The organism is Streptomyces sp. NBC_01224 (genome assembly GCF_036002945.1).
GTDB lineage: Bacteria > Actinomycetota > Actinomycetes > Streptomycetales > Streptomycetaceae > Streptomyces.
Window position 1 is genome coordinate 6,666,795 of sequence record NZ_CP108529.1, and the last position, 21,634, is coordinate 6,688,428.

General features: G+C 71.2%; 20 protein-coding genes and 1 riboswitch. Of the genes, 8 read left to right on the top strand and 12 right to left on the bottom strand.

All coding sequences use genetic code 11. The annotated features are described in order from the left end of the window. Positions 1-96: 96 nt before the first annotated feature. The 3 genes from OG609_RS29990 to thiO all read right to left on the bottom strand — a co-directional run bounded on the left by OG609_RS29990 (position 97) and on the right by thiO (position 2,293). Complete coding sequence (locus tag OG609_RS29990) at positions 97-891, bottom strand: thiazole synthase (RefSeq protein ID WP_327275691.1); 795 nt, start codon at positions 889-891, stop codon at positions 97-99. Between the two features lie 2 nt (positions 892-893). After that, positions 894-1,112 carry a sulfur carrier protein ThiS gene (thiS, locus tag OG609_RS29995; protein WP_327275692.1) on the bottom strand — a complete coding sequence of 73 codons (219 nt, stop codon included), beginning with the start codon at positions 1,110-1,112 and terminating at the stop codon, positions 894-896. Then, entirely contained in the window at positions 1,109-2,293 is a 1,185-nt protein-coding gene (thiO, locus tag OG609_RS30000; RefSeq protein ID WP_327275693.1) for a glycine oxidase ThiO, read from the bottom strand. Before thiO ends, thiS begins: the two co-directional genes overlap by 4 nt. Then, a riboswitch (TPP riboswitch) is annotated at positions 2,290-2,404 on the bottom strand. It overlaps the preceding gene by 4 nt. A 138-nt stretch (positions 2,405-2,542) precedes the next feature. On the opposite strand from thiO, the gene OG609_RS30005 reads away from it, so the two are divergent. The 5 genes from OG609_RS30005 to OG609_RS30025 all read left to right on the top strand — a co-directional run bounded on the left by OG609_RS30005 (position 2,543) and on the right by OG609_RS30025 (position 6,966). Further along, on the top strand, positions 2,543-3,796 hold the full coding sequence (locus OG609_RS30005) for an NAD(P)/FAD-dependent oxidoreductase (RefSeq protein WP_385652766.1): 1,254 nt from the start codon (positions 2,543-2,545) through the stop codon (positions 3,794-3,796). A gap of 70 nt (positions 3,797-3,866) precedes the next feature. Further along, complete coding sequence (locus OG609_RS30010; RefSeq protein WP_030919271.1) at positions 3,867-4,232, top strand: Rv2175c family DNA-binding protein; 366 nt, start codon at positions 3,867-3,869, stop codon at positions 4,230-4,232. A gap of 104 nt (positions 4,233-4,336) precedes the next feature. After that, positions 4,337-4,990: a thiamine phosphate synthase gene (gene thiE, locus OG609_RS30015; protein ID WP_327275694.1), complete on the top strand. Its 654-nt coding sequence runs from the start codon at positions 4,337-4,339 to the stop codon at positions 4,988-4,990. A gap of 99 nt (positions 4,991-5,089) precedes the next feature. Further along, positions 5,090-6,007 carry a methylenetetrahydrofolate reductase [NAD(P)H] gene (gene metF, locus OG609_RS30020; RefSeq protein WP_327275695.1) on the top strand — a complete coding sequence of 306 codons (918 nt, stop codon included), beginning with the start codon at positions 5,090-5,092 and terminating at the stop codon, positions 6,005-6,007. Between the two features lie 50 nt (positions 6,008-6,057). Continuing rightward, on the top strand, positions 6,058-6,966 hold the full coding sequence (locus tag OG609_RS30025) for a hypothetical protein (RefSeq protein ID WP_327275696.1): 909 nt from the start codon (positions 6,058-6,060) through the stop codon (positions 6,964-6,966). Positions 6,967-7,069: 103 nt separating this feature from the next. Here the strand turns inward: OG609_RS30025 and OG609_RS30030 are convergent, their stop codons facing one another. From OG609_RS30030 to OG609_RS30050, 5 genes are all read right to left on the bottom strand, one after another. Then, complete coding sequence (locus OG609_RS30030; RefSeq protein ID WP_327275697.1) at positions 7,070-8,581, bottom strand: phytoene desaturase family protein; 1,512 nt, start codon at positions 8,579-8,581, stop codon at positions 7,070-7,072. 30 nt (positions 8,582-8,611) lie between these two features. Beyond that, entirely contained in the window at positions 8,612-9,229 is a 618-nt protein-coding gene (locus OG609_RS30035; protein WP_327275698.1) for a DUF4126 domain-containing protein, read from the bottom strand. A 416-nt stretch (positions 9,230-9,645) separates the two neighbouring features. Next, positions 9,646-10,257: a TetR/AcrR family transcriptional regulator gene (locus OG609_RS30040; RefSeq protein WP_189277730.1), complete on the bottom strand. Its 612-nt coding sequence runs from the start codon at positions 10,255-10,257 to the stop codon at positions 9,646-9,648. Between the two features lie 29 nt (positions 10,258-10,286). Further along, positions 10,287-12,374 (bottom strand): YhgE/Pip domain-containing protein, encoded by a 2,088-nt coding sequence (locus OG609_RS30045; protein ID WP_327275699.1) that lies wholly within the window; start codon positions 12,372-12,374, stop codon positions 10,287-10,289. Next, positions 12,346-13,134 carry an ATP-binding cassette domain-containing protein gene (locus OG609_RS30050; RefSeq protein ID WP_327275700.1) on the bottom strand — a complete coding sequence of 263 codons (789 nt, stop codon included), beginning with the start codon at positions 13,132-13,134 and terminating at the stop codon, positions 12,346-12,348. The genes OG609_RS30045 and OG609_RS30050 overlap by 29 nt, the downstream gene beginning before the upstream one ends. Positions 13,135-13,299: 165 nt before the next feature. Here OG609_RS30050 and OG609_RS30055 point away from each other — a divergent pair, with 165 nt between their 5' ends. From OG609_RS30055 to OG609_RS30065, 3 genes are all read left to right on the top strand, one after another. After that, entirely contained in the window at positions 13,300-13,827 is a 528-nt protein-coding gene (locus tag OG609_RS30055; protein WP_327275701.1) for an SAV_6107 family HEPN domain-containing protein, read from the top strand. Positions 13,828-13,929: 102 nt separating this feature from the next. Beyond that, entirely contained in the window at positions 13,930-14,688 is a 759-nt protein-coding gene (locus OG609_RS30060; RefSeq protein WP_327275702.1) for a class I SAM-dependent methyltransferase, read from the top strand. Between the two features lie 295 nt (positions 14,689-14,983). Then, positions 14,984-15,376, top strand: a complete 393-nt coding sequence (locus OG609_RS30065; protein WP_327275703.1) for a DUF3040 domain-containing protein — start codon at positions 14,984-14,986, stop codon at positions 15,374-15,376. Positions 15,377-15,747: 371 nt separating this feature from the next. Here the strand turns inward: OG609_RS30065 and OG609_RS30070 are convergent, their stop codons facing one another. The 4 genes from OG609_RS30070 to OG609_RS30085 form a co-directional block, all read right to left on the bottom strand. Next, positions 15,748-18,171 carry a transglutaminase TgpA family protein gene (locus OG609_RS30070; protein WP_327275704.1) on the bottom strand — a complete coding sequence of 808 codons (2,424 nt, stop codon included), beginning with the start codon at positions 18,169-18,171 and terminating at the stop codon, positions 15,748-15,750. Then, positions 18,168-19,559, bottom strand: coding sequence for a DUF58 domain-containing protein (locus OG609_RS30075; protein WP_327275705.1), 1,392 nt, complete (start codon positions 19,557-19,559; stop codon positions 18,168-18,170). Before OG609_RS30075 ends, OG609_RS30070 begins: the two co-directional genes overlap by 4 nt. Further along, positions 19,559-20,608: an AAA family ATPase gene (locus tag OG609_RS30080; protein ID WP_327275706.1), complete on the bottom strand. Its 1,050-nt coding sequence runs from the start codon at positions 20,606-20,608 to the stop codon at positions 19,559-19,561. Before OG609_RS30080 ends, OG609_RS30075 begins: the two co-directional genes overlap by 1 nt. A gap of 244 nt (positions 20,609-20,852) precedes the next feature. Continuing rightward, positions 20,853-21,416 (bottom strand): beta-class carbonic anhydrase, encoded by a 564-nt coding sequence (locus OG609_RS30085; protein WP_327275707.1) that lies wholly within the window; start codon positions 21,414-21,416, stop codon positions 20,853-20,855. Positions 21,417-21,634 lie beyond the last annotated feature (218 nt).

The following is a 21,634-nucleotide window of genomic DNA, read 5'->3' on the forward strand; positions in this document are numbered from 1 at the left end:
GACACGGCCCACGGGCCGGGGCGGACCCGGGGCCGTACTGCAGCCGAGCCGTGACAGGGACATGCGCGCCGCAGCCGCCGGCGGCGGTCCGGTGGGTCAGAACGCCGGGCGCTCCGGGTCCAGCACCGCGCGCCCCTCCACCGGCGACGAGGCCTCGGCGAAGTGGCGGCGCGGGATCCGGCCCGCGCGGTACGCCAGCCGCCCGCCCTCCACCGCATGCCGCATCGCCGCGGCCATCAGCTCGGGCTCCTGGGCCCGGGTCACCGCGGACGCCAGCATCACCGCCGCGCACCCCAGCTCCATCGCGAGCGCCGCGTCCGAGGCCGTCCCGGCGCCCGCGTCGAGAATCACCGGCACCCGGGCCTGCTCGACGATCAGCTGGAAGTTGTGCGGATTGCGGATGCCGAGGCCGGAGCCGATGGGGGAGCCGAGCGGCATGATCGCCGCGCACCCCACGTCCTGGAGCCTGCGGGCCAGTACGGGGTCGTCATTGGTGTACGGAAGCACGGTGAAGCCGTCGTCCACCAGGGTCTCCGCGGCGTCCAGCAGCTCGATCGGGTCGGGCAGCAGGGTCCGCTCGTCGGCCACCACCTCAAGCTTGATCCAGTCCGTGCCGAGCGCCTCGCGGGCCAGCCGGGCGGTCAGCACGGCCTCGCCCGCGGTGAAGCAGCCCGCCGTGTTCGGCAGCACGCGGATGGAGAGCCGCTGGAGCACGGAGAGCACCGAGCCCTGCACGGTCGGATCGAGGCGGCGCATCGCGACGGTGGTGAGCTCGGTACCGGAGGCGGTCAGGGAGCGTTCCAGCACGTCGAGGCTGGGCGCCCCGCCGGTTCCCATGATCAGCCGGGAGCCGAAGGCGGTGTCGCCGAGGGTGAAGAGGTCGTCGGACATGGTCAGCCTCCCTGGACCGCGGTCAGGACCTCGACGCGGTCACCGTCAACGAGTGCGGCGGTGGACCACTGGCCGCGCGGGACGACGGTCTCGTTGACGGCGGCCGCGACGCCGGAGTGCGCGGCGGTCAGGGTGGCCACAAGGGTGTCCAGGGTGGTGCCCGCGGCGAGGAGACGGACCTCGCCGTTCACGGACACGGTGAGGGGCGCGGGATCGGTCATGCGGGCTGCTCCTGACGTACGGAGACGGCGGCGGACGAGAAACGGTGCGGAGTGAAGGGGCGAGCCACCTCGGGCAGCTCGCCTGTGGTGAGGAGCTCTGCCATGACGTGACCGGTGACGGGAGTCAGCAGCACCCCGTTGCGGTGGTGGCCGGTGGCGAGGTGAAGGCCCGGCAGGGCGGTGGGGCCGAGCAACGGGGCGTTGTCGGGGGAGGTGGGGCGCAGGCCGGCCCGGGTCTCGGTGAGCGGGAGCTCGGTGATGCCGGGCACCAGCTCGTGGGCGTCCCGCAGCAGCTCGTAGACGCCGCCCGCGGTGACGGTGGTGTCCCAGCCCATCTCCTCGCTGGTGGCGCCGACGACCAGTTCGCCGTTCTCGCGCGGTACGAGATAGACGTGGCTTCCCCGGACCACGGCCCGGACCGTCCGGGTGAGGAACGGTGCGTACGTGGCGGGCACGGTCAGCCGCAGCACCTGCCCCTTCACCGGCCGGACCGGCGGCACGACCCCGTCCGGCAGCCCCGGGAGCCGGCCGCTGAGGCTGCCCGCGGCGAGCACGACCTGGTCGGCGGCGAGCTCCGTACCCCCGCAGAGCACGGCTCCGGCGGCCCGGTCGCGTATCACCGCCAGGCGCTCCGCCCATCCGCGGTGGAAGACCACCCCGGCCCGCTCGCAGGCGGTCAGCAGTGCGGCGGCCAGCCGGCGGGGATCGATCTGGTGGTCGCCGTCGACCCGCAGACCGCCGCGGACGCCCGGCGCGAGCATCGGCTCCAGGCGGCGGCATTCGCGGCCGGTGAGCCACTCCGACTCCAGGCCCGAACGCTGCTGCAGGGCGTGCAGTTCCCGCAGATGGGCACGGTCGTCGGAGTCCAGCGCGACGGCCAGGGTGCCGCAGGCGCGGAAGCCGGTCTCCTGTCCGCTCGCCGCCTCCAGCTCGGCCGCGAAGGCCGGATAGCGGGCGGCCGAGGCGACATTGAGGCCCAGCAGCATCTGTTCGCCGTAGTGGAGTTCGGTGACGGCGGCCAGCATGCCGGCCGCCACCCGGGCGGCTCCGCCACCCGGTTCGGGATCGACGACCGCGGTGCGCAGTCCGCGTTGCGCGGCCCGCCAGGCGGTCACCAGACCGATGATCCCGCCCCCGATGACAAGGACGTCGGATCCGTTTCCGTTCCGAGAGGAACGCATGGGTCCCCAACCCTTCCCTTCGCCGGCATGACCCGGATCAGGTTCGTACGGTCGAAGGCCGCCCCAGCCTCCCTCTCAGCCCGGTGCGTCCGGGCTCCCGCGAGTGTTTTACGTTGGCCACCCTAAACCGTTTTTGGGCGGTGAGCAGGAACGGGTCCTGCCCCACCGGCACGCCCCGAACGGTCTTGGGCGCACTGGCCGAAGAGCTCCCCCTTTCCTGACGATCCGTCAGTTGTTTAAGGTGTACAGGTGAGCGAGCAGCAGCAGTCAGAGCGGCCGGACCGGCAGGCAGGGCGCCGCGTCGTCATCGTCGGCGCGGGCATGGCCGGCGTGCAGACGGCGGTGGCCCTGCGGGAACAGGGCTTCACCGGCTCCGTCGCCCTGATCGGCGCCGAACCGCACCAGCCCTACGACCGGCCCCCGCTGTCCAAGGCGGTACTGCTCGGCAAGGCCGAGGACTCCGCCTTCGACGTCGACTTCGGGGCGCTGGACATCGATCTGCAGCTGGGCCGCGAAGTCACCGGTGTGCGGCCGGGCGCGCATGAGCTGGACACCCCGTCAGGACCTGTTGCATACGACGTCCTGGTGATCGCGACCGGCGCCGAACCGGTTGTCCTGCCCGGTGCCGAGGGCGTTCCCGGCGTCCATCTGCTGCGCACCCTCGACGACGCGGCACGGCTGCGGCCCGTACTCGACGGGCAGCACGGCGTCGTGGTCGTCGGCGCGGGCTGGATCGGCGCCGAGTTCGCCACCGCGGCCCGCGCCTCGGGCTGTGAGGTCACCGTCGTCGAGGCCGCCGACCGGCCCCTCGCGGGCGCCATGCCCGCCGAGGTCGCCGCCCCGATGACCGCCTGGTACGCCGAGAGCGGCGCCGAACTCCTCACCGGAGCCCGGGTCGCCCGCATCGAACCCGGCCGGGTGATCCTCGCGGACGGCCGCACGATCCCGGCCGGAGCGGTCGTCGTCGGAATCGGCGCACGGCCCGCCACCGGCTGGCTGGCCGGCTCCGGCATCGCGCTCGGCCCCGACGGATCGGTGACCGCCGACGGGGCGCTGCGCACCTCGCTCCCCGATGTGTACGCGGTCGGTGACTGCGCCTCGTTCCCCTCCTTGCGGTACGGCGAACGCCTTCTCATCCACCACTGGGACAACGCCCTCCAGGGCCCTCGGACCGCCGCCGCCAACATCATCGGGGCGGGGGCCGAGAACGGCCCGGCGCTGCAGACGTACGACCCCGTGCCGTACTTCTGGTCCGAGCAGTTCGACCGGTTCGTGCAGTACGCGGGCCACCACGGGAGCGCCGACACCCTGCTGTGGCGCGGCGATCCGGCCGGTCCCTCCTGGTCGGTGTGCTGGCTGCGAGGCGGCGTCCTGGTCGCGGTCCTCGCCGTCGGCCGGCCACGCGATCTGGCGCAGGGGCGCAAGCTCATCGAGGCGGGGGCACATCTCGATCCGGCACGGGCCGCCGACCCCTCCGTACCGCTGAAGTCGGCAACCCTCTGACGGCGTACCCAGACCCCCGTACGGTCGGCCTGGCTACCGACTGTCGGTCCGGGATGGCACGCTTGTCCCTGTGACCGAGATTGACGCAAAGATCGATGCTCTCGTCCCCGCCTGGCTCCACCTTCCCGACATCGCCGAAATGCTCGATGTCGAGGTGACGCGCGTGCGGCAGCTGGTCAAGGAGGGCCAGCTCATCGCCGTACGACGTGGTGAGAACCGGACGCTTCAGGTGCCTGCCGCCTTCATCGACGGCAACAAGGTGGTCAAGGGTCTCTCCGGAACCCTGACGCTCCTGAGGGATGACGGCTACACCGACGAAGAGATGCTGGAATGGCTCTTCACCCCCGACCCGACCCTGCCGGGCACCCCTGCCCAGGCGCTGAGCGAGAATCGCGGCACGGAGGTGAAGCGCCGCGCCCAGGCGCTCGCCGTCTGACCGCAGTCCGTATGTGAGGGGCGGGCCGCGCAGCAGTGCGCGGCCCGCACCCCCGCGCCGTACCGATAACCGCTCCGCAACGCTCTCCAGGGGGGAAGCGCACCATGTCCACGCCTCGCGCGCTGCTGTCCGACGCCCGGCTCTATCTGTGCACGGACGCCCGCAGGCGCCAAGGTGACCTCCCCGCGTTCCTCGACGCCGTCCTTTCCGGCGGTGTGGACATCGTCCAGCTGCGCGACAAGGGCATGGAAGCGGCCGAGGAGCTCGAACACCTGGCGGTCTTCGCCGAAGCCTGCAGGCGCCACGGCAAGCTCCTCGCGGTGAACGACCGGGCCGATGTCGCCCACGCCATCGGCTCCCACGTGCTGCACCTCGGCCAGGGCGACCTGCCGGTCTCCGCCGCCCGCGCCATCATCGGCGAGGACGTGGTGATCGGCCGCTCCACCCACGCCGAGTCCGAGGTCGACGCGGCCGTCGCCGAGCCCGGGGTGGACTACTTCTGCACCGGCCCCTGCTGGCCCACCCCGACCAAGCCCGGCCGGCACGCCCCGGGCCTGGACCTCGTGCGGTACGCCGCCTCGCTCGACCAGTGGCGTCCGTGGTTCGCCATCGGCGGGATCGACGCGGGCAATCTCGACGAGGTGCTGGACGCCGGAGCGCGCCGGGTGGTCGTCGTACGGGCGATCACCGAGGCAGCCGACCCGGGCGCCGCCACCGCCGAGCTGGCCAAGCGAATCCGGGTGCGCACCGGAGTGTGATCCGGCCAGATGTCCGAAGGGTGGACAAACAACCAGTCAATTCGGGCAATTACCGCTGGTCTGGTCCTGTGACTGTCGCGCGCTGGTTAACCTGCCCGTATGGCCCTTGGCACACCTTCTACCAGGACAGATCACGCACGCACGGTGCGTGAGTTCCTCGCGACCGGCAAGACTTCGTATTCGTTCGAGTTCTGGGCACCCAAGACCGAGAAGGGTGAGCGGAACCTCTGGAATGCGCTGCGCCGCGTCGAGGCGGTGGGGCCGAGCTTCGTCTCCGTGACCTACGGGGCCGGTGGCTCCACCCGAGCCGGGACAGTCAAGGCCACCCAGCAGATCGCCGCCGATTCCACCCTCACCCCGGTCGCGCACCTCACGGCGGTCAACCACTCCGTCGCCGAGCTGCGCAACATGATCGGGCAGTACGCCGACGCCGGAATCCGGAACATCCTCGCCGTGCGCGGAGACCCGCCCGGCGACCCGATGGGCGAGTGGGTCGAGCACCCGCAGGGTGTGCGGTACGCGGCCGATCTCGTCCGGCTCATCAAGGAATCCGGCGATTTCTGCGTCGGCGTCGCGGCATTTCCCGAGATGCATCCGCGTTCGACCGACTGGGACACCGACACCCGGCATTTCGTGGACAAGTGCCGCGCCGGTGCCGACTATGCGATCACCCAGATGTTCTTCAATCCGGAGGACTATTTGCGGATGCGTGACCGTGTGGTCGCTGCGGGTTGCGAAACGCCGATCATCCCCGAGGTCATGCCGCTGACCAGCGTCAAGCAGTTGGACCGGTTTGCGCAGCTCAGCAACGCGTCTTTCCCTTCCGCACTGAAAGAACGCATCCTCGCCGCCAAGGACGATCCCGCCGCTGTACGCTCCATTGGCATCGACTTCGCAACGCAGTTCTGCGCGAAGCTGCGATCCGAGGGTGTGCCCGGACTGCACTTCATTACGCTCAACAACTCGACGGCGACGCTCGAAATCTACGAGAATCTCGGACTGCACAAGCAGTCGTGACCGGCCGTACCCGCCACGACCCGGGGCGGTGGCCGTAGGAGGGGGCGGGCATGGGCTGGACAGTCCTCTACATCGCGTTCGGAATCGTCGCGCTGTGGCTGCTCGGCGAGGTGCTCCTGCAGTACAAGGCGCGCCTTCGCTGGCGTCTGCTCGCCTTCGGAGGCTTCGGCTGTGTGGTCGTCGGCGTACTGATGCCGTCCGTGTTCGTCATCGCCGTCGGCGCGATCGCGTTCGCAACCGGTCAGACGTACGTCACGCTGTCCTTCAGGCGCGGCTTCTCGACCGGCTGGGCGATAGGGGGCAGCCCCGGCGCGAGCCGTCGCCGCCGGGGCGGGGGCGACCGGGGCAGCCGCGAGCCCAAGCTCGAGGTGTCGGACCTGGAGATGGAGTACGACGAGCAGGTCCCGCAGCGGGCGGACGCCGCGGCACCGGGGGCTGCGGTCTACGAGCCGGAGCCGCTGCCGGACGACACCGGGCAGTACGGCATCTACAGCGATCACCCGCAGTCACAGCAGGGACAGAACCAGGGCCGGCAGCCCGAGCAGCAGTCCCAGTACGCGGCGTACGACCCCTTCGCCGACCACTCCACGTACGCGGCGCCGGGCCAGGAGCCGTACGAGGGTCAGGACTCGTCCGCCGGGCAGTACGACTACGGCACGGGCCAGCAGCAGTACGCCGCATACTCCGACCCGTACATCGGGACCGGCACCACCGGCGGCTCCGCGCAGTACACCTCGTACGACAGCTACGGCAACGACAGCTACGGCGGCCAGCAGCAGTACGCCGCCGATCCGTACGCCCAGCAGTACGCCCCCGAGACCCCGCCCGGCGGTGTCTGGGTGCCGCAGCAGCGCGAGGGCGAGCAGTACCCGTCCGCACCTCCGGAGCAGCCGGCACAGCCTGCCCCGTACCCGAACGGCTACGACACCGGCCACAACGAGCAGCAGTACCGCTACTGACCACGGACCGGCAGGAGCAGGGTGCCGCGGAAGTGACCGAGGGCAGGGCGGCGATCGGACCTGCCCGGCACCCGGGTGGCGCCGCCGACCGGCGGCCTCTCCCTCATTGGGAGCCCCGGAACCCGTCCCCCTCCACGATCAGCCCGGCGACCAGCGCCCCCGACATCCCCGCATGGGCGAGCCCGCCACCCGGATGCGACCAGCCGCCCGCGACGTAGAGCCCCGGCAGCCGGGTGCGATTGCCCGGGTGCAGATACGCGCCCCCCGCCCCGGCCAGCGCGGGCGCGGGCACCGAGCCGCCCTCGGCGCCGGTGTCGGCCGCCGTCTCGGCCGGGGTCCGCACCTCGGCGTGGAGCAGCCGCTCCCGTATGCCGGGCACGGCCTCGCCGGCCGCTTCGATCAGTGCGTCGGCGCACCGCTCGCGCAGCGCCGCGTCCGTCCAGTCCACCGCGCCGTGCGGGGCGACCGTCGCCATCAGCGTCACTGCCTCGTGCGCGTCGTCGGGGCGGGTCGACGGGTCGTCCGGGCGCAGTACCGTCACCGTGGGACGGTCGGCGAGCCTTCCGCCGAACACCGCCTCGCGCTCCGCCCCCCCGTCCGCCGGGTGCACCACGGTCCGGTGCACGGCATCCGCGGGCCGGGCGCCGCGCAGCGACAGCAGGACCAGGAACCGGCCCGGCACCACTCCCTGCCTCGGCTGCACCGCGACATCGCCGTCCCGCCACAGCTCCTGACCGGGCACCAGGCCCGGATTCGGACGGGCCCCCAGCACCACATGGCCGGCCTCGGCAACCGTCCCGTCCAGGAGCTCGACGCCCGCCGCCCGGCCGTCCTTCTCGACGACCCGGGCCACCTCGCCGCCGAAGACGAACTCCACCTTCCGGGCCAGACACCGCTCGTACACCGCCTGCGCCAGGGCCCGGATCCCGCCGGAGACGTACCAGCTGCCGAAGGTCTCCTCCATGTACGGCAGCAGGGCGGCCGCCGCCGGGGCGCGCAGCGGGTCGAGCCCGTACGACAGGGCGTACCCGTCGAACAGGGCGGCCAGCCGGGGGTCCGAGAGCTCCCACGCGCCGACCTCCGTCACTGTGCCCGCCTGACGGGCCGAGCGCAGCAGCCGGCGCTGCCGGAGCGCGGGATACGGATCACGGCTGAGCACCTGCCAGTCGGAGCGCAACGGCTCCTCCAGCAGCGGACGCCGGGACCGGTCCCAGGCATCGCGCGCCCGGTCGAGGAACTCGCCCCAGGCCGCGCCCGCGCCGCCCCCGAGCGCGGTGTCCAGGGCGGCGACCACCCCGGCCCGTGAGGCATTCGGCAGCGAGACCGCGGTGCCGTCCGCGAAGATGTGGCGGCTCGCCGGATCGACCTGGGTCATGTTGACGCACCGTTCCAGCGGCTCCTTGCCCGTCTTCACGAACAAGTCGCGGTAGACAGCGGGCAGATGCAGCAGCGCGGGACCGGTGTCGAAGGCGAAGCCCTCATGGGCATACCGGCCGACCGAGCCGCCGAAGGTCTCCGACCGCTCGTACACCGTCACCCGGTGGCCTGCCACGGCGAGCCGGGCGGCCGCCGCCATCGCGCCCATCCCGGCGCCGATCACCGCAATTCGTGCCATGTCAGTGACCTTAACGGCCGCCTGTGACACTCAGTCCAGTGGCCAGTGCGAACCGGTCCCGGCCAGGCGTTTCTCCTCATGGCGCTGGGCCCTGCGGCGCAGGAACCGACGGATCCGGGAGGTCAGGAAGACCAGTATCACCATGCCGAGCAGCAGCAGTGCCGCGGCGATGACCGCGGCCGCCAGCGGATGGAATATCGCGAACGTGACGATTCCTGCGACGCCCAGGTCCTCGGCCGCGCTCACCGCGATATTGCTGAACGGCTCGGGCGAGGTGTTGACCGCCATCCTGGTGCCGGCCTTCACCAGGTGGCTCATCAGCGCGGTGGAACCGCCGACGGCCCCGGCCGCGAGCTCCGGCAGCGAACCGCTTTCGCCGGCCAGCAGCGCCGCCACGACGGCACCGGCGAGCGGCCTGATGACGGTGTGCGCCGAGTCCCAGACCGAGTCCACGTACGGGATCTTGTCCGCCACCACCTCGCACAGGAAGAGCACACCGGCCACGACGAGGACATCGGTGCGCTGCAGCGATGCGGGCACCTCGTCGGTGATCCCGGTCGCGCCGAAGACACCGAGCAGCAGGACCACCGCATAGGCGTTGATCCCGCTCGCCCAGCCACTTGTGAACACCAGAGGGAGTACGGACACGGACGCGATCGTAACCAGACGGCGATCGGCCCGGAGTGGGCTTCGGTACGCAGCCCTGAGTATCCGTACCTAGACAACGAGATGAGTAGGTGCGCGGATGGGCTCCCACCTGCGGGGACGGGAGACTGGAGCCCACGGAGAGGGGCGCGGCACCGGCACCGCCGACACGGGGCGGCGGAACGGGCGCGGCACTCCTTCCGGAGCGGGGGGCACGACGGAGAGCCCGGGGACCACGGGGGGAAGACGGGGGTCACGGGGGAAGGTTCTCCGGCTGCACAGCAGACGCCGGTCCGGCGCAGGCTCGGGGGGATCGAGCCTCGCCGGACCGGCGTCTTTGTGCGTCGGTGCGGGCGGCCGCGGCGGGGCCGCCCCGGCAGCGGTGGCCGGCCCCGCCTCAGGGGCGGCCCCCTCGGGGGTCAGCGCCCGCTGACGCGCCCGTGGAGCAGCAGCGACAGTGCCGAGTGCACATCGTCGATCGACCGCTCCGGCTGGAACGCCTGCCAGTCCAGGGCCGCCACCAGCACCATGCCGACCAGGGCGGCAGCCGTCAGCTGGATGTCGATCTCCTCGCTGAGCTCACCGTTCTTCACGCCCTCGCGCAGAACCTCCTCGACCACGGCGACGGCCTCCTGACGCACCACCAAAAGGGTCGACTGCCAGGCCCGGTTGGTGCGCCACAGCTCCGCGACGTACAGCTGAGTGAAGGCCGGATAGCGGTCGATGAAGACCAGACCGGCCCTGATCATCGCGTCCAGGGCCTGGACCCGGGTGCCGCCGCGCCCCTCGGTCTCCTCCGCCGCCGAGCGCAGCGATGCCGTGAGCAGCCCGACGCCGTGGCGCAGCAACTCCTCGAAGAGCTCGGTCTTGCTCTTGAAGTTGTAGTAGACCGTGCCCTTGGCGACCCCGGCGCGCTCGGCGATCTCGTCCACCGTGGTCGCCGAGAAGCCCTTCTCGGCGATGAGAGTCACCGCCGCCTCGTAGAGCTTCTGCCGGGTGGCCTGGCGGCGCGTGGTGCTACTGCTTTCCATGCCCCTGATTCTCACAGGTCCGGGCGCGCTCACAGGCTCAGCTCCGGGTGAAGGCGGTCCAGGGTCCACACCTGCTTGCGGCGTGCGGAGACCGCCGTCAGTGCGAGCGCCCCCGCTGTGAAGGCCAGCAGCACCGCGCAGCCCTGCCAGACGGGACCGAGGCCGCCGCCCGTGATCAGCCGGCGCAGCCCCTCGACGACGTAACTCATCGGCAGGTAGGGGTGGATCGCGTTGAAGAATCCGGGGCTGGTCTGGACGGGATACGTACCCCCGGCCGAGGTCAGCTGGAGCATCAGCACCGCCAGCACGAGGATGCGTCCCGCAGCCCCGAACCGGGCGTTGAGCCACTGCACGATCGCTGCGAAGCAGCAGGTGACCAGCGCCAGGAAGCCGATCGTTCCGGCGGCACGGGTCATCTGCAGACCGAGGCCCCAGTGCAGTACGGACATCAGGGCGGCCACCTGCAGCAGACCGATCGCGGCCACCGGCAGCCAGCCCGCGAAGGCGATCCGCCAGGCGGAGGCCCCGGCGGCGAGTGCGCGCCGGTTGAGCGGCTGGATCAGCATGTACGCCACCATCGCGCCGACCCAGAGGGAGAGCGGGATGAAGTAAGGGGCGAAGCCGGTGCCGTAGTTGGGGGCCGCGTGCAGCGACTTGGAGGCCAGCTGCACCGGATCGGCCATGACCTCCGTACGCGCGTCGCGGTCCTTCTTGTCGTAGTCGGGGATCTTGCCGACGCCGTCGTTGAGTCCCTCGGCGAGGGTGGCCGAGCCGTCACCCAGCCGGATCAGCCCGCCGTCCAGGTCGTTGGCGCCCTTCTTGAGATTGCTCACCCCGGTGTCCAGGTCGGCGGAGCCTGTCTTGGCCGTGGCCAGGCCGGTGTGCAGTTCGTCCGCTCCCTTGGCGACCTTGTGGGCGCCGGTGTTGAGCGCGTTGACCTTCTTCACGGCGGACTTGAGGTCCTCGTCCAGGTGCGGCGCGCTCTCGGCCAGGTCAGTGGCCTGCTGCTGCAGTGTGGTCAGCTGGGCGCGCAGCTTCTTCAGATCGCCGTTCTGGTTGGTGACCAGCACATTCACATCGTCGGCGACCTTCGCGACATCGGCCGCCGCGGTCTTCGCGCGCTTCAGCGGCGGGCAGACGGTGGGGTCGGCGAGCGGCTGCTCCGTGCAACGGGTGCGGTAGACGTCGGCCAGGTCGTCGGAGGCTGTGTGGGCGGCGGTGGCCGCGGTGGGCGCCGACTTCACCAGCAGGTCGAGGTTGTCCCGTACGGTCTGCGAGGAATCGGCGACCAGCCGGGCGGTGTCGCCGATCGACTTGCCGTTGTCCTTCAGGAACGGGCGGACGTCGGCCGCCACCCCGTTGACCTTGTCGGCGAGCAACTGGGTGCCGTCGGCGACTTGCCGGGAGCCGGTTTCGAGGTCGCCCGCGCCCTTGTTCAGCTTGACGATCCCACCGGCCAGACTGCTGCTGCCGGCCTTGGCGTCCGTCAGCCCGTCCGCCAGATCCTGCGATCCCTTCTTCGCCTTGCCGATACCGCCCTTGAGGTCGTCGGCACCCTTGGCGGCCTTCGCCGTGGCGTCGTGGAGGTCGGAGAAGCTGATGAAGATCCGGTCGAGGAAGCTGCGCGAGGCGTTGGTCGACGCGGCGGTGCGCACCTCGGAGAACACTGTCCGGGATATCTGCCCGACGATGTAGTTGTTGGCGTCGTTGGTCCGCACCTGGAGCGCGCCGGTCTCGGGGGAGTCGCCCGAACTGGACGCGACCCGCTTGCTGAAGTCCGACGGCATGGTGAGCGAGAGGTAGTACGTACCGTCTTCGACGCCCTTGTGCGCCTCGGCGGAACTCACCTCGTGCCACTCGAAGGTCTTGGAGTCGAGGAGCTTGCCGGTGATCTCGTCGCCGACCGCGATGTGCTTTCCGGCGGCGGTGGTGCCCTTGTCGTCGTTGACCAGCGCGACCGGGATCTTGTCGAGGCGGCTGTACGGGTCCCAGAAGGAGCACAGGTACAGGGCGCCGTAGAGCAGCGGCAGCAGCAGGAGCGCGATCAGTGCGGCGACCGGCAGCTTTCCCCTGCCGAAACGCTTCAGCTCAAGCGCGGCCAGTCTCGGCGAACGCATCGGCCGGTCCCTCCTCGGTCGTGGTTTCCTCGGTTGCGGTGTCCTGCGCGTCCACAGGTGCGGCCGTGGTGTCGGTACGTACGGCGATGGCGCCCTCGGGTGCCTGGCTGCACACGGCGAGCACGGTCGTCCCGCTGTCGGCGATGGACCGCAACAGCTCCCAGGCCTGGGCCCGTTCGGCGTCGGAGAGCTTGAGATCGGTGTCGTCCACCGCGAGCAGCCGGGGCCGGCCGATCAGCGCGAGGGCGATGGACAGCCGCAGCGCCTCCAGCCGTTCCAGATCCCGTACCGAGGTCCGCTCGGCCTTGGGCAGGGCGGCGGGGTCGAGTCCGGCGGCGTCCAGCGCCGCGTCGACCCGTTCCTGCGCGGCGGCGATGCGCTCGGCGCGCGGACGCAGCAGAGCGCGCAGTGAACCGTCGAAGCGGCGCTGCAGCAGGGCCCGCTCCCGCAGGTGCTCGGCGACGGTGAAGGCCGGGTCGAGCTCGCTGACCCCGGGCACCGGGCCCAGTGTGCTGATGCGGCGTACGGCGGCCATCTGGCGCGGCAGGCGCAGTCCGCCGATCTCCGCCCGGCCCTCGGTGGGGCGCATCCGGCCGGCGAGGGCGAGCAGCAGGCAGGTGCGGCCGGAGCCGGACGGGCCCTCGATCGCCACGAGTGAGCCGGGCCCGGCCTTGATGCCTACACCCCGGAAGGCCCAGCCACGTGGTCCCTTGAGCCCGAAATCCTCGGCGGTGACAGCTGCCCCGTGCGGGCTGTCCACAGACCCTCCCCGTTTTGAACTGACTGGTCAGTCTAAAAAGTATCCCGAACTCGCGATCGAAGCAAAGGGGCAGGTCAGGGGATAGGCGAGCCCGATTGTCAGTGGCGCCCCTCACGATGGATACATACGGCCACGGAGCCGTTACACGAGACAGGAGGTTTCGTCATGGCCCACTCGTCCGCAGCAGCCGCACCCCGGCGCCGCGCAGACGGCCCTGCCCCCTCACTGACCGGTCCGGCAAACGATGTCCATCCCGTTGTGCGCCGCACCACGGCGCCGCCCGCCGCCCTCGATCTGCTCACCCAGGCCCGCACCGGCCTCGACGAGGCCGCCGTTCTCGATGTTCCGAACGAGCGGTATGCCACCGCCCACCTTGCCGCGCTGCGCACCGCTGCCGCCGTGCTCGCCGTGCGGGGCCGCCCCGAGACTTCCCGGAGGCGCCGGGAGCGGATCCGCAGCGCCTGGGAGGTTCTCCCGGAAATAGCCCCCGAGCTGACCGAATGGAGCGCACTGTTCGCCTCCGGCGCCCGTCGCAGGGCCCGAGCGGAAGCCGGTATACCGGGCGCGGCCAGCCGGCGCGATGCCGACGATCTGCTCCGTGACGCGGCGATGTTCCTGCGCCTGGTCGAGCGACTGCTGGCGCTTCAACCGGTGCTCCCACAGGCCCGGAGGGAGCGGCCCGACGCAGGATGACGGCGACGGGGGCGCGAGGCAATAGGGTGGACAGCACCTGTACCACCTGCACTGTTCACGCTCCGCCGTCAGCGGCGGCACCGTGCCGAGGAGTCATCTGCCGTGTCGGACCAGCTGCGCCCCCGCGCCTCCCTCCGTACCGCCGTGGTCTGGGAGGTCCTGAAGGACGCCCTCGACCGCCAGGTCAAGGCGACCGGCAGGGACGCCCTGGATGTCCTGGACACCGGCGGCGGCACCGGCAACTTCGCGGTGCCGGTCGCCCGTCTCGGTCACCGGGTCACCGTCGTCGACCCCAGCCCCAACGCGCTCTTCGCCCTGGAGCGCCGAGCCGCCGAGGCCGGGGTCGCCGACCGGGTCCGCGGGGTTCAGGGCGACATCCACGGCCTGTTCGAGGTGGTGGAGCGCGATGGTTACGACGCGGTGCTGTGCCATGGAGTCCTGGAGTACGTGGACGACCCCGCCGAGGGTGTGCGCAACGCGGTCGAGGCGCTCCGCCCGTCCGGTGCGCTCAGCCTGCTCGCAGCCGGGCTCGGTGGTGCGGTCCTGGCCCGGGCGCTCGCCGGTCACTTCACCGAGGCGCGGCACGCGCTCAGCGACCCGGCGGGCCGCTGGGGCGACGGGGACCCGGTGCCCCGGCGCTACACCGCGGAACAACTCACCGAGCTGGTCTCCGCGGCGGACGTCGAGGTCGGCGCGGTCCACGGCGTACGGGTCTTCGCCGACCTCGTACCGGGCGTCCTGGTGGACACCGAGCCCGGTGCCATGGAGGCCCTGCTCAAGCTGGAGGCGGCCGCGGCCGAACTGCCCGCCTTCCACTCCGTCGCGACGCAGCTGCACGTCCTGGGCACGAAGCGCGCCTGAGCGCGCGGCCACCGACCGGTGGTAGCTCAGCTGTAGCGCGGCTGATCAGGGACGCAGCCGCAGATGGAGTACGCCCCAGGACCCCCGATCGGGGGCTTCGCCACGTATGATCGGGGGACACCATCCGGCATGACGGATCGGAGGTTGGGGAATCAACGCCTCAGCAGCTGAGCCGTCATGGCGGCCCGGACTGGCTGATTGGCAAAGAGGGCGGGTTTCACGGGGGCGAATCCCTGCCTATCCTGGAAGGGCCGCATACCGGCCGCCCCCCGCGGCCGACGACGAGGAGGACTCCGTGCCGCTCTCGGAGCACGAGCAGCGAATGCTCGAGCAAATGGAGCGAGCGCTGTACGCCGAAGATCCCAAGTTCGCGACAGCGCTCGAGGGAAGCGGGCTGCGTACGTACACCCGGCGACGGGTCTACCAGGCGGTCGCAGGCTTCCTGGTGGGTATCGCGCTCCTCATGGCCGGAATGGTCGCCCAGCAGATCTGGATCAGCGTGGTGGGGTTTCTCGTCATGCTCGGCTGCGCGGTCCTTGCGGTCACAGGTTGGCGCAAAGCGCCCAAGCCGGGCGAGCGACAGGCAGCCGGAGGCGGCGGCGAGCGCCGTCAGCCCAGGCAACGCCGGACCGTGATGAATCGGATCGAGCAGCGGTGGCAGCGTCGCCGTGACGAGCAGGGCCAATAGGGTCTCGGGCAATCTTGGGTGAGGGGCGGCCGCATTTATGCGGTCGCCCCTCACATGTGCCGGGGTCGGCGTCGCCCGCCGCGGCGCTCAAATGCCGGGCAGGCTCGAAAATCGAGCCTGCCCGGCATTTGAGGGCGCACTTCATCCGGTGCAGTGTGAGGAAGCTCCGAACCTGTCCGGCCATTCAGGGCAAGGGACTGTCAGGGACGGGCTCCAGGAAGCTTCAAGCCCGTCCGCTGCCGGGGGCGAAAGGCTGTCGGGCGGCCCGGGGCGCCTACCGGTCCGTCCGGCGATTGAGGACAGGGGGCCGCAGGCCAGGCCCACCGTCGCCCCTGCCGGTGTGACAGAGACGGGTCGCAGGCCGGCCCCCGTCACCCCTGCTGGCGGGAAGGCCGTCGCAGCCAACCAGCCCACCGGTCCCGGCCCCACCGCGCCGCGCACCTGCCGGTGAACGCCGCCCAGCGATCCGAGGCCGCCCAGATCACCCGAATGGCTGAGTGTGGTGCCGCGACCGCGCGGATCCGGGCGAACCGCCCGGCCGACGCCCGCAGTCCGGCCCGCACCGTCTCCACGTCCTCGGCGAGCCCGGTACCCGACCGGGGCTCGGGGGCGTAGAGCACCTGCTCCACCGCCCCCGCCACCCGGTGCACCGCGGCGGCCTTATCGGGGCCGAGCTGCCCCAGCCGCACCACCCGGGCCGCCGTCCTGCGCGGGGTCCGGGAGTCATCCGGCTCGATGCCGTGGTCCCACGCCGTGTCGATGATCTCCCGCCAGGCCGCCAGTGTTCTGGCCGTCGCATCAGCCGGCGTACGCCCGGCGGAGAAACTCAGCCGGCGCCTGCGCGCCCGAACCCGCCAGAGCATTGGCAGCAACGGCAGCGCCAGGATCACCACGGCGGCCAGGGCCAGACCGAGGACGGTGCCTGTCGGCGTCCCGGAATCCGTCGGAGCCGCTACCCCCGGCGCCATCGAGCTGCCGCACTCGCCCTGCTTGCGCATCTGGGCCGGGCAGCTGTCCGAGACGGACGGCGCGACCGTAGGAGCGGCCGAGGCGCCCTTCTCGGGCAGGGCCGGGTCGGACGTGCCGCCGGCGGGGGCGTCCGACTGGGTGTAGGACGGGGCGGTGCCCCGCGTCGGGGTCGGTTCGAAACGGGTCCACCCGATGCCCTCGAAATACAGCTCTGGCCAGGCATGAGCATCGCGCAGCCCCACGGACACCGAACCGTTCGGCTGCGCAGTGCCGGGAGTGAAGCCCACCGCGACCCGGGCCGGAATGCCCAGCGTCCGCGCCATCGCGGCCATCGTGAACGAGAAGTGGACGCAGAAGCCCCGCTTGTCCTTCAGGAACCGGCCGATCGCCGCGCTCCCGGTGCCCGAGTTCACCGAGGTGTCATAGGTGAAGCCGCCGTCCGAGGCGAAGAAGTCCTGCAGCTTCACCGCCCGCTCGTAGTTGTTGGCGGCGCCCTTCGTCACCCTGTCCGCGGTCTGCCTGACCACCTTCGGCAGGGAGTCGGGAACGCTGGTGTACTCGCGCTGCAGAGCGGCCGGCGCGGTGCCTGCCGCGGCGAGCTGCTCGGCGGTCGGCTGGACCATGAGACTGGAGACCTGGTACTGCGCACCGCGGGTCGTCTCCCCGCGGTCACCGACGAGCGTCCGTCCCATCGGCTCGTACCGCCAGCGCCCGCCGATCCTGACCTCGGTCGCGGGGTAGGGGAGCGGCAGATAGGTCTGCTGGTAGGAACGGGACGCGGAGATGTTCGACCTGATCTCGGTGGCCAAGACGTCCGGGCCGAGGCCCTCCGGGGTCGGGAGCCGCTTCGGCACATCCTTCAGACGGCGCGTGGAGGGCCGCCACTCGCTTCCGTTGAACTGATCCAGGGCCAGGATCCGCAGATAGAAGCCCTGCGGGTCACCGGAGTTGGTGCGGTAGGACATCACCTCCCGGTTCTCCGGCTGGTTCAGATTGTTCTGCAGCGAGACCAGGGGGTTGACCGCGGAGATGGTGCCTCCGCCGCTCCCCTTGCCGTTCGTGCCGCCCGTACCGGCCAGCAGACCGCTGTCGAGCGCGGGCAGCGCCGCCGGTACGACCAGTGAGATCCCCAGCGCGAGCGCACCGATGCGGCGTCCGGTGCGGACCGGGGCCGTCGGGCGGCCGTCGGAGAACGCCGTACCGACCGCCGGACCGCCAGGGGGGCTGGTCGCGCCGCTGAAGACCCGCCCCCACTGGGAGAGCCGGTCCCGGCCCTCGGCCAGCAGAAGCAGCAGATAGCCACCGGCCGCGAGCAGGAACCAGAGCCAGTCCGCTCCGCCCTCGGAAAGTCCCGCGGCCACCGAGTACAGCGCAAGGAGCGGCAGACCGGCCGGGGCCGCGCTGCGGAACGTCACAGCGAGGGCGTCCACGGCCAGGCCGACCAGCAGCACACCGCCGATCAGCATCAGCCGGATGCCGTCCGTCACGGGCGCCGGAGCGGCGTACCTCCCGACATCCTCGGCGCCGGACGTCAGCAGATCCGCGAGCCGCTGGACGGCCTGCGGACCCGGCAGGACACCGGCCAAAGCCTGAGTCCTGGCGAACGCCACCGTCAGCAGAACCAGCGTGACCAGTGTCTGCGCCGCGACGATCAGCATCCGGGGCATGGGCACCCGGCGGGCGAGCGCGCCCATCCCGCTCTGGACCGCCAGCAGAAACGCGGCCTGCAGGATCCACCCGGCGGGCTCGACCAGCGGCAGCATCGAGCCCGCCGCCATCAGCGTCGCCGCGAAAGCGCACAGCGTCAGCCGACCACGACCGCTCATGACCATCCCCCGGAGAAACCTGTCGTGCCACCTGTGGTGCCGCCGACGGCAGCGGACTGCGTCGCCAGGCCCTGGTGTCCCGCCTGCTGCCAATACCGGGCAAGACCGGTCCCCGGCGCCACCGCCACCGCCGTCCAGCCCGATTCGCGCAGCAGCCGCAGCCGCCGTTCGAACGCCGTGTCCGCCCCCGCGGGCGCGGCGGCGCCCTGCGCCCAGGCCGTGCTGTCCAGTACGAACGCGACGGCGCCGCCGCTGCGCTGCCGCATCCGGGCCGCCACCGCCGCCTGATCCTCGTCCAGATCACCGAAGAACGCGATCAGCAGCCCTTCGTTGCCGCCGCGCAGCACGTCGTACGCACGTGACAGACCGCCCCCGTCGGAGTGATCGACCACCGCCAGAGTGTCCATCATCAGCCCCGCGGAGTCGGCGGAATTCTGCGTCGATCCGGCGAAGCCTCCTTCGCCCTCGCCCGGAACCGCGTTCCCGTCGTCGGTCAGCAGCCGGACCGCGAAGCCGCGCTCCAGCATGTGCACCAGCGCGGACGCCGCACCGGACACCGCCCACTCGAAGGCGGAGTCGGGCCCCGTCCCCTGATAGGCGATCCGCCGGGTATCCAGCAGCACCGTGCACCTGGCCCGCTGCGGCTGCTCCTCGCGGCGCACCATCAGCTCGCCGTAGCGCGCGGTGGAGCGCCAGTGGACCCGGCGCAGATCGTCGCCGTGCCGGTAGCCGCGCGGAATCACGTCGTCGTCACCGGCCAGCGCGAGCGAACGCTGCCGTCCCTCGCCGTACCCGGAGGCCTCGCCCGCCAGCCGTACCGGCGGCAGCGGCTCGGTCCGCGGAATGACGACGAGGGTGTCGTACGCGCTGAACGAACGAGTCAGCTCGCACATCCCGAACGGATCGCGCAGCCGCAGCTGCAGCGGACCCAGCGGATAGCGCCCGCGCAGATCCGACCGCACCCGGTAGGAGACCTCGCGACGGCCGCCCGCCTCCACCCGGTCCAGCACGAACCGGGGCCGCGGCCCGAGCACATAGGGCACCCGGTCCTGCAGCATCAGCAGCCCGGTCGGCAGCCGCGACACGTTCTCCATCCTCAGATGGACCCGCGCCTCCGTGCCCGCCGGCACCCGGGACGGCGAGAGCCGCCGGGTGCCGGCGACCCGGTATCGGGTGCGGACGAGCACCACGACACAGACAAGTGGCAGCGCGGCGAGCAGCAGCCCGACCCGCAGCAGATCCGCCTGTCCCAGCACATACGCGCAGATCGCCGCGGCGATACCGGCCGCGAGGAAGGACCGCCCGCGCGTGGTCAGCCCGCTCAGAGCGGCCCGCAGACCGCCCTTGCCGTCGCCGTCGTCCATCGCGGCCGGCCCCCCGGAGGTCATCACACCCGCCGTACGCCGGGCTGCTGCCGGCTGTACACCGGACGGCCCGGCTGGTGCTGGGGCTGCACCTGGGCGGCGCCGCCGCCGGCGGTGGGTACCGGTGTCTGCTGCAGGATCTCCAGCACGACCTGCTCGGCGGTACGACGGTTCAGCTGGGCCTGTGCCGTGGGCAGCAGCCGGTGCGCGAGCACCGCGACCGCCAGCGCCTGCACATCGTCCGGCAGGCAGTAGTCCCGGCCGCTCAGTGCCGCGGAGGCCTTCGCCGCGCGCAGCAGATGCAGCGTGGCTCGCGGCGAGGCGCCGAGCCGGAGATCGGGATGGCTGCGGGTGGCCCCGACGAGCTGCACCGCGTACCGCCGCACGGCGTCGGCCACATGGACCGTCCGTACCGCGTCGATCAGCTTCACGATGTCGTGTGCGTGCGCCACCGGCTGCAGATCATCGAGCGGCGAGGTCCCGCCGTGCACATCGAGCATCTGCAGCTCGGCGTCCGCACTCGGATAGCCGATCGACACCCGGGCCATGAACCGGTCGCGCTGGGCTTCGGGCAGCGGATAGGTGCCCTCCATCTCCACCGGGTTCTGGGTGGCCACCACCATGAACGGGTCGGGCAGCTCGTACGTGTGCCCGTCGATGGTGACCTGGCGCTCCTCCATCGACTCCAGCAGTGCCGACTGGGTCTTCGGCGAGGCCCGGTTGATCTCGTCGCCGATCACGATCTGGGCGAAGATCGCGCCCGGTTTGAACTCGAAGTCGCGCCGCTGCTGGTCGAAGATGGACACACCGGTGATGTCCGAAGGCAGCAGGTCCGGTGTGAACTGAATGCGCCGCACCGAGCAGTCGATGGACCGCGCCAGTGCCTTGGCCAGCATCGTCTTCCCGACCCCGGGGACATCCTCGATGAGGAGATGCCCCTCCGCCAGCAGCACGGTCAGCGAAAGCCGTACGACCTCAGGCTTGCCCTCGATCACGCTCTCCACCGACCTGCGCACCCGCTCCGCAGTCGTGGTCAGATCTGTGAGGCTCGCTCGATCGTCATAGGTCGTCACCCGGCCCTCCTCGGCCCTGCCCCACGCTCACCAGGAGCAGGGGATACCCCATTCACGGGCCGACGCGCATGCAGCGGCCCGGCCCACCCCGAAACACGGACACCCCTCCGGAAACGTCCGGCGGGATGCCACATGCGCATTCTTGTTGCCGTTACCGCTTCGTGTCACTCGCCTGTGGACAAGTGGGGGCGATATGTCGGGGTCGGTGGGGTTATCGGTTCCCGACGAACACCCGTCCGTGCGGTCAGGAGACGGGAAGGATCTCGCGCAGCAAGCCGCTGGTCACATCGAAGACGAAGCCGCGGACGTCGTCGGTGTGCAGCAGGAACGGCGAGGTGCGCACGCGCTGCATCGACTGCCGTACGTCCTGGTCGGCGTCCTTGTATGCCTCGACCGCCCAGACCGGACGCTGACCGACCTCCACCTCCAGCTCTTGGCGGAACTCCTCGGTGATCGATTCCAGGCCGCAATTCGTGTGATGAATGAGTATGACGCTGCGGGTGCCGAGAGCCCGCTGGCTGATGGTCAGCGAACGGATCACGTCATCGGTGACCACGCCGCCCGCGTTGCGGATGGTGTGGCAGTCGCCGAGCGACAGACCGAGTGCGTCGTGCAGGTCGAGCCGGGCGTCCATGCAGGCGACCACGGCGACGCGCAGCACCGGCTTGGCGTCCATGCCCGGGTCGTTGAATTCGGCGGCATACCGGACGTTCGCCTCGACGAGGCGGTCGGTGACTGTGCTCCCGGTGCGGGCCTGGTCGGCAGCGGGCACGGAAGGCTCGACGGGGGAGTGCGCGGAAGTCGACATGGATATGACGTTAGCTCTCACTCCTGGCCCCGTCGTGCTGTGGGAAGGGACAAAGAACGTCAACGAGGCTTGTTGTGAGGTAACCCACAAGCCTCACAGCTGTTCATTCGGCCGAGTGAACGGCGGGCAGGGCGACGCGCTGCCCGGTTGATTGATCGGGAATCGATCGAATGGCAGGGTGGACTAAAGTGACGGGAAGTTACCGATCACCCTGCACA